Genomic DNA, 11,434 nt, shown 5'->3' on the forward strand with positions numbered 1-11,434 from the left:
GGCGGGGCTGGTGCGGGCCTGCGTGGGCGCTCCGGCCTGCTTCGGCATGGTCAGCCTGTCCGGCGTTTGAGGACGAGTCGCCGTTCAGGCGCGAACGGGGTCTGGGGCGGAGCCCCGGGGCTCTGGCTGCGGGTTGTGGGTGGCTGAGCGCGCCGTTCCCCGCGCCCCTGGCGGGGTTGGTGCGGGCTCAACCGGTGTTTGCGGTCCTGGACCGCAACCGCGTCTGGGCGGCCGCCAGGCGGGCCGACTCGTCCTGGGTGCGCCCGGACTCACCCGTGACGTCGTCGGCCCAGCGCAGCAGCCGACGCAGATGCGCGTCCGCCCCGGTCGTGGCGACCCGGGGCCGGCCCAGGACGACCTCCCCGCCCGTGCCGTCGACGGCGACCAGGGTGCCTTCGGCCAACGTGCGCCCGCCCGCCCGGACGCACCCGCCGGCCGCGTCGACGGTGAGGCTCGCGGCGCCGACGACGGCGGGTTTGCCCATCGAGCGCGCCACCACGGCCGCGTGGCTCGTGGGGCCGCCGCGTGCGGTGACCACCCCGGCCGCGGCGGCGAGCCCGTGCATGTCGAGCGGGGACGTCTCGGGCCTGAGCAGGATGACGGGTCCCTGCGAGGCCAGCCGCGCCGCGCTGTCGGCGGTGGTCGCCACCCGGCCGACGGCGACCCCGGGAGACGCGCCGAGCCCCCGGGTGAACAGCTCCCCGGGCTCGATCCCCGTGATCCGGGGCGTCCGCACGTGCGTGAGGTGCCGGGGCGAGACACGCAGCAGCGCCTCCTCGCGCCCGATCGTCCCCGCATCGGCAAGGTCGACCGCGACCCGGACCGCGGCCCGGCCGACGAACTTGCCGGGCCGCACCTGGAGGATCCACAGCTCGCCCGCCTCGAAGGTGAACTCGACGTAGCACGCGTCGCGGTAGTGCTCCTCGAGCCGGGCGAGCGCGGAGAGCAGACGGTCCCACACCTCGGGTTCCCTGGCGGCCAGGGCGCTCAGGGGCTCGGTCAGTGAGGTGCCCGAGACCACGTCCTCGCCCTGGCACCCGAACAAGGCTTCCCCGAACGGGACTTGCTCACCGGTGTTGGGATCGCGGCTGAACGCGACACCCGTACCACTGCGTCCGTCGCGGTTACCGAACACCATCGCCTGGACGGTCACGGCGGTGCCGAGGTCGTGCGGGATGCCGTGCAGTTCGCGGTAGGTCTTGGCGCGCGGGGTGTTCCACGAGGAGAACACCGCCTCGATGGCGAGCTCCAGCTGGCGGGTGGCGTCCTCGGGCACACCGTCGCCGTGGCGTTCCGCGATGAGCCGTTCCACACTCCGTACCGCCTCGGCGAGACGGTCCGTGCCCGCGTCCTGGCCGCTGAGCGTGCCCTCGACGCCCGCAAGGCGCTCCGGGCCCACACCGACGACCTCGGAGGCGAAACTGGTCAGGAACCGCAGCCGTGAGTCGAGCGCGAAACGCAGGTCGCCCGTCTCCTCGGCCAGCGCGGCGGTCGCTCCGGTGGTGAGTCCGAGGTTGAGCACGGTGCTCATCATGCCGGGCATGGACACACTGCCGCCGGAGCGGACCGACACCGCGAGCGGCCGCCCGGGGCCGCCGAGTTTGCGGTGCGTGGCCGCTTCGAGACCGGCCACGGCGGCCGCGAGTTCGGCGTCGAGTCCGGCGGGCGGCTGCCCGGTACGGAGATAGTCGCGGCACGCCCGCGTGGTGATGACGAAGCCGGGTGGCACCGGAAGCCCGAGGCGGTGGAGCACGACCAGCCCGTGCGCCTTCCCGCCGAGCACGTCCGCCGTCTCCTCGACCTCGGCCGAAAGCGGGTGGATCCAGGTCATCGCGGTGTCACCTCTGCGTCGCCTTGGCTGATGGGTCCCGGGCGCCCCGGGCGTCCCGAGCGGTGCACTCCGGGACGGCGAGCGGCGTTCAGTGGCGCGTGCGCCCGAGCGTGGCCAGCAGGTCCTCGTGCAGCTGGAACCAGACGGTGTGGTACGAGGAGGTGCTGTCGGTGACGTACTCAAGGGAGCCGGCCCGCGCCCGGGTCAGGGCGTCGGCGAGCCGCACGGGATAGCGCTGGAAGCGGAGCAGCGCCGAGGAGAGTTCGGCGCACAGGGGCTCGGCACGCTGGTGGAACTCCGTGAACCGGTCGAGCACCCGGGCGTCGTAGGCGGAGTCGCTGTGGTCGTTCATGGTCATGGTGCCGTCGATGGTGCGGGTCTGCCAGGCCGTGCACAGGTCGAGCAGCTCGGGGTTGAGCACGAGGAAGCGGTCGAACGCCGAGGTCAACGCGGATCGGACGCCCGCTTCGTCGAGCTCTTGGGCGATCCGCTCGGCGTCGGCGGCGCGGCCCTCGTCCGACAGGCCCCAGCCGCCGAAGGCGCCCGCGGTGTGGGTGACGAGCCTGGCCACCGCGAGGTCGATCAGTTCCGATTCGACATCGGACTCGGAGAGCCCCGACGCCTTGGCCACCGCGGACAGGCCGGAGAAGCCGATACAGCGGAGCGTGTGCAGCACCAGCAGGTCGGTGCTGGTCGCGTGGGACGAAACAGGCTGGGTCATGGCGCGGCCCCATCGGGTGTGGTGTGGGAGACATCTGAGGTCGTTAGGTCGGAACTCGCCGCCGCGTGGGCGGCGCCGGGCCCCTGGGCCCGGGCGACGATCGCGCCCTGCCGCACGCGTACCGCGTACTCGGTGGTGTCGTCGGCGTCCGGGACGCCGAGGGCCGAGGCGAGCAGGCCGTGCTCGTCCAGGACGAGGCGCAGACGCGGCAGGGCGCCGGGTGCGAACACGCGCCGCAGACAGCGGGCTACGTCACCGGCCCGGAGCCGTACGAGCCGGCCCGTCTCGGCCGGGTCCGCCGTCGCGACGACCACGGTCACGCGGTCGCCGGCCCGGGCGGCGCGGACGGCCTCCTCCGCGGCCTTCAGTCGGTTGGTGCCCAGCAGGGCGACAACGCCGTCCTCGGCGAAGCCGACGGGCAGGTGCGTGATGAGGTCCCGCGCTTCCTGCGGTGGGGCCCAGGGGTCCTGGCACATCTGGGCGGACGGTACGTAGGGGAGGTGCGGCGGGTCCCAGGTGTCGCCGAGGGGGAGGGCGCCCAGATGCGCGCAGGCCTGCACGACGTCGAACGGGTCGCCGAGAGCCGCGTCGGCCGATGTGCCGGGACCGTCGAGCAGGCGCAAGACCAGCTGGGCGCGCCGGACTTGACGCGAGGTCGGGGCGCCGCCGGGCGCGTGCGCCTCAAGGGCGAGCGCCAGGAGCAGCGCCTCCAGGTGCGTCATCTGTCCGAACGCGTCACGAAACGGCTCGTCGTCGAGGACGCCGGCGGTCTCGCGCAGTTGTCCCTGGGCGAATGAGGGGCTGCCGTCGGCCAGGGGCATGCCTTCGAGGCGGACCCGGGCGAAGGTGCCCAGCGCGTCGGAGATGGATGGGGTTGTTTCAGCGGCGCCGGGCTTCCCGCCCGCGTTCTTCCGGCGGCGCGCACCACCGGCCGCGTGCGCTGCGGCGGACTTAACTGGGCTGCTGGAGATGGCAGTTGGAGGGCCGTACGCACCCCGCTCGACCATGTCGACCAGGACCGCGAGGTAGAGCGCGCGCTTGCTCGGGAAGTTCGAGTACACGGCGCCACGCGTCAGTTCGGCTCGCTCGGCGATGTCGTCCACCTTCGCCGCCGCGTAGCCCCGCTCGGTGAACTCCGTCCGCGCGGCGGCCAGTACGGCCGCGCGCGTGCGCTCCTGCTGCTGGGCCCGGGTCAGCCGTGCCATCCGCGCCACCTCCTTGTGCACTCACCGCCGTTCACGCCGACGATACGATACCGTGAACATCAGGATGATGAGACCATTCGAATGATTGCGGGGATCGCTGGCGTCCCAGGCGGCCGGCACCCCTGGCGTCGTCGCACCCGGGTCCGGCGTCCTTGCCGCCCGGTTCGTGGCCGGACGTGCGCGGCGGGGGTACTGCTGCGGAAGCGACGGTCCCGGAGATCACTCGGCCGGGCGGCCCGGGCATCGGCCGCCGCACATATCGCGTCCACCCGGCCCTTGGGCCACACGTCCGTCCAGTGCGCTGCTCGTCCTCTTCGTGCCGCCGAGCCCGCCGCGCTACGACAAAAACGGGGGTCCGGCCCCCCGGCAGAACGTGTTCAGCCGTCCGGATCTTCGCGGTGCAGCGCGATGGCCGTCACGACGAGTCCTCGGTCGACCTGCCAGCGCCCGTCGAAGCCCGTGAGCGGGGCCCGGCCGACCTCGGGTCCTGGCACCAGGAGGCGGGCGTGGAAGGTGCCCGACTCCGGGTCGATCCGAAGCGACGCCTGCGGGAAGTCCAGCTCGCGGCCGGTGAGCGGGAACCACGCCTTGAAGACGCTCTCCTTGGCGCTGAAGATCAGCCGGTCCCAGTGCACGGCGGGGCGCAGCGCCGTCAGGTGGCGCGCGTGCGCCCGCTCACCGACCGACAGGACCATCTCGACGACGCCCGCGCTCGGCAGCGGAAGGTTCGGTTCGGCGTCGATCCCGACCGTCACCACGTCCCTCGCGTGCGCCATCGCCGCCGCCCGGTACCCCCGGCAGTGCGTCATGCTGCCGACCACGCCGCGCGGCAGCTTCGGGGCGCCGCGCACTCCGGGCAGGATCGGCGCGGGCGGATACCCGAGGCGGCCGAGCGCGGTACGGGCCAGTCCGCGTACGGTGGTGAACTCCCGTTGGCGCTCCGGCACCGCCCGCTGGATCAACTCGGCTTCCTCGGGAAACAGTTGACCGGTCTCCGAGTCTCCGAACGCCTCGGCGGTGACCACGGGGGCCGGGAGCAGAGAACCGATCACGCGTCGACCCGCCCGACGGTCGGGCGGCCGGTCCTGGGGGCGGCGGCGGGGCGCGCGGGCATCATCCGTTCAGGGCGGTGATGTGATCCCGTACGGCCTCGGTCACGGCGACGGCGTGGGAGTTGAGGTAGAAGTGCCCGCCGGGAAACGTCCGCAGCTCGAACGGGCCGCTCGTGTGCTGGGCCCAGGCGCGGGTCTCCTCGAGGCTCGCCATCGGGTCGCTGTCGCCGAGCAGCGCGAGGACCGGGCAGGACAGCGCGGGACCGGCCTGATGGCGGTAGGTCTCCACCGCCTTGTAGTCGGCGCGGATCACCGGCAGGAACAACGCGCGCAGTTCGGGGTCCTGGAAGGCCCGAAGATCGCTGCCGCCCAGCCGCTCCATCTCGGCCACGATTCCCTCGTCGTCGCGCTGGTGCACCGACTCCTGCCGCACGCTGGTGGGCGAGCGGCGGCCGGAGACGACGAGGGACAGCGGGGCCGCTCCGTCCTGGGTGAGCAGCCGCGCCACCTCGTAGGCGACCATGGCGCCCATGCTGTGCCCGAGCAGCGTCAGCGGGCGGTCGGCCCAGGGTCGCAGCGCCGTCGTGACGTGCCGCGCCAGCTCCTCGATGGAGGCCGACGGGGGCTCGGTCCTGCGGTCCTGGCGGCCGGGGTACTGGACCGCGAGCACGTCGATCTCCGGCGACAGCATCCGGGAGACGGGGTGGAAGTAGCTGGCGGCGCCGCCCGCGTACGGAAAGCAGACGAGCCGGTTCTTGGCGTCCGGAGCCGGGTGGTAGCGCTGGATCCAGTCGCTCTTGTGCTGCACGCTGCTCGTCACTCAACTGCCCCTCGTGTGTGTGGCCTACCCGGCGAAGGCTTTCATCCGGGCCTGACCGGGCCAACCCCTAACCGGCCCCACCTAGGGGTTGTGCGGCACGAAAATGAGGTCCCACCGCCTCAGGAGGCGGTGGGACCTGGCCGGACAGTCGTACGGGGGATGGACTCCCGGCCCTTCGGGTTGGCTTGTGCGGGGTTCGCGTACCTGCCCGCGTGGGTGCTAGGCGGCGGCGGTGGCGGCTTCCACCGGGCGCAGCTTGGTGGCCCGCCAGGCCGGCAGCAGGGTCGCCGCGAAGGTGATCGCCACCGCCCCGGCCACCACCGCGAGGTAGATCCACGCCGGTACGGAGGGGACCACCCGGTCGAGCTTGGCCACGCTGTACGGGAAGAGCGTGATGGTGGCGGCGACGGTGCCGAGCAGCACACCGACGACGGCCGTCAGCACACTTTCCAGGCTCATCATCGCCATGACCTGGCGCCGCGTGAAGCCCGTCAGCTGCTGGAGACCGAACTCCCTGCGGCGCCGGCCGGTGGCCGCGATCAGGGTGTTCACCACGGAGATCGCGGTGTATCCGACGATCATGCCGACCACCAGGTAGTTGATGGTGGCCAGTTGCTGCTGGCCCTCGGTGCGCCCGGCGACGAGCGCGGCGCTGTCGGTGACCTCGACGCCCGGCTGGTCCTTGACCAGCGCGGTCACCGCGTCGGTGACCTGTGCGGCGTCGGCGCCCGGGGCGTGGCGCACCAGGATCTGGCTCGCCGCGCCGTCGGTGGTGTGGGCCGCGAGCAGCGAGGAGGGCAGCAGCAGCGCCGTCGTCTCGCCCTCAGCGCGGTAGGTGGCCACGACCTTCACCTTGGCCTGCGTGCCGTCTCCCAGCCGCAGCGTGACGGACGTTCCCACCCCGCTGCCCAGGGTGGACGCGTAGTCGACGGGCAGCGCGACGCTGTCACCGCGCAGGTCCTCGAGCGATCCGGCGGCGGCCCGCACCGAGAGGTTCCTGATGTCACCGACGGCCTGGAGCGGCCGGCCGTCACTGGTCTGCGCGGCGTCCTCGGGGTTCTGCATGAACCCGGTGCTCGTCACGTAGTCCGACGCGGCCTCGACACCCGGCACCTGGCGCACCCGGCTCAGCGTGCCGGGGGCGATGGGGCCGGTCTTGGACGTCAGGACGTCGTCGGCCCGCAGGATCCCGGTGTGCGCGGAGCGGTTGGAGGCGTCCTCGATCTGCTGCATGTACAGCGTGCCGGTGGCGATGCCGGTCAGGAGGATGATCGGCGTGATGGTGGCGGCCATCCGGATCGTGTGCGCCCGGGAGTTGAGCACCGCCATCTGTCCCGACAGACCGCCGAGGGCGCGCAGCGGGCCCTGGAGCAGCGCCACGATGATCTTGGTGAAGCCGGGGGCGAGCAGCGCGAGACCGATCGCCCACATGATGCAGGCCGGTCCCGCCGTGCTGGCCGTCAGATCGCCCTTCATCATCGTCATCGTCATCACGGCCATGCCCGCGCCGCCGACCAGGAAGAGCACCGAGAGGATGATCCGGGTGCGGGTCAGCCAGCGGCCCTCCATCGACGACTCGGCAAGCGCCTCGGTGGCCCGCGTCTTGGCGATCTTCCGTGCGGTGATGTACGCGGCGCCGACCCCGGCGAGCAGCGAGGCGAGCACGGCCACCACGGCCGGCACCACGCTCAGCCGGAACTCGACGGCCCCCGAGACCATCCCGGCGGACACCAGCTTGTCGAAAAGGAGCTCGCTGAGCAGCGCGCCGGGCAGGCAGCCCAGCACCGACGCCACGATCGCGACGAACAGCGTCTCGCCCAGGATCATGCGGCGCAGCTGTCGCGGGGTGGTGCCGATCGCCTTCATCAGGGCCATTTCGCGGTGGCGCTGCTGGATGGTCAGACCCAGCGTCGAGGACGCCCCGAACATGGCGACCAGGATCGCCCAGCCGCCGAAGATCGCGGACAGGGTGATCAGGCTCTTCTGGCTGGCGGCGGCCTGCGGGAACTCCGCGAGCCCCCGGTTGTCGCCGGTCAGCGTGACGACCGCCGAGCCCTTGGCGGCGTTCTTGACCAGGGTGGCCAGGTCGGCCACGTCGGTGCCCGGCTTGGGCAGCACACCGATCGCGTCCGCCGTGCCGGGCCGGCCGCTCAGCTCGCCGGCCCGCTTGTCGGTGAAGAACACCGCGGGCTGTGACGCCGTACGGCCACCGGCCTGTTTGACGATTCCGCTCAGCCGGAACTCCTGCGTCCGGCCCCCGGCCACGACACTGACCCGGTCGCCGACGGAGGCGCCGGCACGCGTCGCCAGTGCGGTGTCGAGCACCACGTCACCGGCCGCCTGCGGCTGGGAGCCCGAGGCGAGGGTGTAGGGGGTCAGCCGCGCCGAGTCCCAGCCGTGGCCGAGCGGACGGTGCTCGGTGGCGGTCGCGTTGTCGGAGAGGTCCGTCACCGGACGGCCGTCACGGACGACCGCGACCGGGAAGGACACGTCCGAGATGGCCTTCTCCACCCCGGGCACCGCCGCCACGGCGCGTACCTGGGCCGCGTCGAGCCGTACCCGCTCGGCCAGTTGGGAGCCGTCGTACGTCTGGTCGCCGGTCACCACAAGGGGGGCCGCGGCCAGGCGCTGAGCCGGCACCGCGTCGCGGACGCCGCTCTCCATGAGACCGCCGCACGCCATGATGAGGGCTGCGCCGAAGAAGATGGCGATGAAGGTGGCCACGAATCCGCCCTTGCGGAACCGCAGCGTACGCAGAGCCAAGGACCACATCAGTACGTGCCTCCGGCCGTGTTGCGCACCTGCTGGCCGTAGGCCACCGGCTCCTCGTCGGCCCAGGCGCCAAGACGGGTCATCCGCTCGGCGACCACCTCGGCCGTCGGGTTGTACAGGTCACCCACGAACCTGCCGTCGGCGAGGAAGACCACCCGGTCCGCGTACGAGGCGGCCACCGGGTCGTGCGTCACCATCACGATCGTCTGGCCCAGCGCCCGTACCGACTCCTGCATCAGACGCAGCACCTCGCGTGCGGTGCGGGTGTCGAGCGCGCCGGTCGGCTCGTCGGCGAAGACCACGGCGGGACTGGTGACCAGGGCGCGGGCGATCGCCACGCGCTGCTGCTGGCCGCCGGAGAGCTCGGCGGGACGGCGCCCCGTCCGGTCGCCCAGACCCACCCGCTTGATCACGTCGTTCACCCGGGCCCGGTCCGGCCTGCGGCCGGCGAGCTTCAGCGGCAGCGTGACGTTCTGAAGCACCGTGAGGGCCGGCAGCAGGTTGAAGGACTGGAAGATGAAGCCGATGCGCTCGCGCCGCATCTTGGTCAGCGTGGTCTCGTCGTAGCCGCTCAGATCCTCGCCGTCCAGCAGGACCGTGCCGGACGTCGGCCGGTCCAGCCCCGCCGCGCAGTGCAGGAAGGTGCTCTTGCCCGAACCGGACGGGCCCATCACGGCGGTGAAGCTGCCGCGCTGAAAACTCAGGCTCACGCCGTCGAGCGCGGTCACCGCGTTGGCGCCCTCGCCATAGACCTTGCGAACCGCGTTCAGTCGTACCGTGTCGTCGACTGCGGTGGTGTCCATTCGAAGCTCCCTGTCACTGTCGCGTGGTGGACGCGATCACGACAACCACGCTACGGACGGGGAGCGGCAGGGCCGATGGGTCTGTGTCCACAAGGGGGGTGGAGAAAACTCCACCCCTGACCTGGGTTCTTCTCCACTGCTTCGCGCACGGTTCACACGCGACCCTGTGAGTACCGTGACACTGGGCACGGTCACGGGAGTCCGGTCGGTCACCGCCCGCGCGTGCTGCATCATGAGGCTCGCGGGAGGAGTGCGCTTCCGGGACCATCCGGACCACAGGAGGTTGGAGCAAGTTGTCCAAGGTTTGGGCCGATCGGTTACCGGCGTCGTCACGACGCGGCCTGGCGGAGCGGCTGCGCTGGTGCGCACGGGGCCTGGTGGTCGCCGTGCTCTCCCAGGTCGCCAGCGTCGCCCTGTTCACCGTCGCCGTGATCACGCTGGCCGCGCTGATCGTGGGCGTGGGTTTCCTCATCCTCCCCGTCGTCATGATCGCCGTACGCGGACTCGCCAACTTCCACCGGCGCACGGCCGGCCAATGGGCGGGCGTCACCATCGAGGCGCCCTACCGGCCCACCGAGCTGGACGACCCCTACGACACCGCCGGGTCCTTCAAACACTGCCGCCAGCTGCTCTCCGACCCCGCCACCTGGCGCGATCTGCTGTGGACCATGCTCGACGGACCCGTGGGTCTCATCCTGGGCCTGCTGCCCGCCGCGTTCGTCGCCTACGGCCTCAACGGCATGTTCGTCACGCCCCTGTTGTGGCAGAGTATGGGCCCGCACTGGGGTTTCGGCGTCACCTGGTTCATCACCGACCAGACCTTGGCCAACCTCGCCATCCCGCAAGGCCTGGTGTGCGTGGCGCTCGGCCTGCTGATCGCTCCCTCGCTCGGCCGGCTGCACGTCCGCTTCAACCGGCTGCTTCTGGCCCCCACCCGCAACGCGCGGCTCGCCCTGCGGGTGGAGCGGCTGACCGAGACACGCTCGGAGACCGTGGAGTCCCAGGCGGCCGAACTGCGGCGCATCGAACGGGACTTGCACGACGGCGCCCAGGCGCGACTGGTGTCGCTCGGCATGAGCCTCGGGCTCGCCGACACCCTCCTGGAGAGCAACCCCGCCATGGTGCGCAAACTCCTGGCCGACGCCATGGAGTCCAGCAGCCAGGCGCTGACCGAACTGCGCGACCTCGTGCGCGGCATCCACCCGCCCGTCCTGGCCGAACGCGGACTCGACGGCGCCGTACGGGCGTTGGCGGTGGGTCTGGCCGTACCGGTCGAGGTGGACATCGACCTGCCGTCCCGGCCCCATCTGCCGGTCGAGTCGGCCGTGTACTTCGTCATCGCGGAAGCCCTGGCCAACATCACCAAGCACAGCGGCGCGCGCCGTGCGAGCGTGCGCCTGTGGTACGCCCAGGGCAGACTGCGGGCCCGGATCGGCGACGACGGACGCGGCGGCGCCGACCCCGAGGGCGGCAGTGGCCTGCGCGGACTCCAGCGCCGCCTGGCGGCGTTCGACGGCGAACTCGACATCAGCAGCCCCGTGGGCGGACCGACCCTAGTGACGATGGAGCTTCCGTGCGCGTTGTGATCGCCGAGGACCTTGCCCTGCTGCGGGAAGGGCTCGTGCAGCTGCTCACCGCCCACGACTTCGAAGTGATCGAAGCGGTGGACAACGGCCCCGCCATGCTGCGCGCCCTGCTCGAACACCGCCCCGACGTGGCCATCGTCGACGTACGCCTGCCACCGACCTTCACCGACGAAGGACTCCAGGCCGCCGTCCAGGCCCGCGCGCAGGTGCCGGGACTGCCCATTCTGGTGCTCTCCCAGCACGTCGAGCAGATGTACGCGCGCGAGCTGCTGTCCGACCAGAACGGCGGCGTCGGCTATCTGCTCAAGGACCGCGTCTTCGACGTGCGCCGCTTCATCGACATGGTCCGCCAGGTCGCCGCAGGCGGAACCGTCATGGACCCCAAGGTGGTGTCCGAGCTGATGATCAAGCACGACACCGAGACGAGCCCCGTGCACACCCTGACCGAACGCGAACGCGAAGTGCTCGGCCTCATGGCCGAAGGGCGTTCCAACGCGGCGGTCGCCGCCAAGATGTTCGTCTCGGAGAAAGCGGTCAGCAAACACACCAACAGCATTTTCACGAAGCTGGGACTCGCCGCGTCAGGCGACGACAACCGGCGCGTACTCGCAGTACTCGCCTACCTCAACGCGTAGGCGCGAAAC

Annotated in this window: 9 protein-coding genes; 2 read left to right on the forward strand and 7 right to left on the reverse strand. The window is 71.8% G+C overall.

Annotation, left to right across the window (positions count from 1 at the left end; translation table 11 throughout):
* Positions 1-187: 187 nt before the first annotated feature.
* The 7 genes from ABR738_RS34925 to ABR738_RS34955 form a co-directional block, all read right to left on the reverse strand.
* Entirely contained in the window at positions 188-1,831 is a 1,644-nt protein-coding gene (locus ABR738_RS34925; RefSeq protein ID WP_350233968.1) for a pyruvate, phosphate dikinase, read from the reverse strand.
* Positions 1,832-1,919: 88 nt separating this feature from the next.
* Positions 1,920-2,552, reverse strand: a complete 633-nt coding sequence (locus ABR738_RS34930) for a transcriptional regulator (protein WP_350233969.1) — start codon at positions 2,550-2,552, stop codon at positions 1,920-1,922.
* Positions 2,549-3,757, reverse strand: coding sequence for a TetR/AcrR family transcriptional regulator (locus tag ABR738_RS34935; protein WP_350233970.1), 1,209 nt, complete (start codon positions 3,755-3,757; stop codon positions 2,549-2,551). The genes ABR738_RS34930 and ABR738_RS34935 overlap by 4 nt, the downstream gene beginning before the upstream one ends.
* A gap of 377 nt (positions 3,758-4,134) precedes the next feature.
* On the reverse strand, positions 4,135-4,809 hold the full coding sequence (locus ABR738_RS34940; protein ID WP_350233971.1) for a 4'-phosphopantetheinyl transferase family protein: 675 nt from the start codon (positions 4,807-4,809) through the stop codon (positions 4,135-4,137).
* Between the two features lie 61 nt (positions 4,810-4,870).
* A complete protein-coding gene (locus ABR738_RS34945; protein WP_350233972.1) occupies positions 4,871-5,629 on the reverse strand; it encodes a thioesterase II family protein in 759 nt (252 codons plus the stop codon).
* 219 nt (positions 5,630-5,848) lie between these two features.
* On the reverse strand, positions 5,849-8,392 hold the full coding sequence (locus ABR738_RS34950) for an FtsX-like permease family protein (RefSeq protein WP_350233974.1): 2,544 nt from the start codon (positions 8,390-8,392) through the stop codon (positions 5,849-5,851).
* Between the two features lie 8 nt (positions 8,393-8,400).
* A complete protein-coding gene (locus tag ABR738_RS34955) occupies positions 8,401-9,204 on the reverse strand; it encodes an ABC transporter ATP-binding protein (protein WP_350233975.1) in 804 nt (267 codons plus the stop codon).
* 293 nt (positions 9,205-9,497) lie between these two features.
* On the opposite strand from ABR738_RS34955, the gene ABR738_RS34960 reads away from it, so the two are divergent.
* Both ABR738_RS34960 and ABR738_RS34965 read left to right on the forward strand, forming a co-directional pair.
* Positions 9,498-10,790 (forward strand): sensor histidine kinase, encoded by a 1,293-nt coding sequence (locus ABR738_RS34960; protein WP_350233976.1) that lies wholly within the window; start codon positions 9,498-9,500, stop codon positions 10,788-10,790.
* Positions 10,778-11,425: a response regulator transcription factor gene (locus ABR738_RS34965; protein WP_350233978.1), complete on the forward strand. Its 648-nt coding sequence runs from the start codon at positions 10,778-10,780 to the stop codon at positions 11,423-11,425. Before ABR738_RS34960 ends, ABR738_RS34965 begins: the two co-directional genes overlap by 13 nt.
* Positions 11,426-11,434: the final 9 nt, after the last annotated feature.

This window comes from Streptomyces sp. Edi4 (genome assembly GCF_040253615.1).
Classification (GTDB): domain Bacteria; phylum Actinomycetota; class Actinomycetes; order Streptomycetales; family Streptomycetaceae; genus Streptomyces.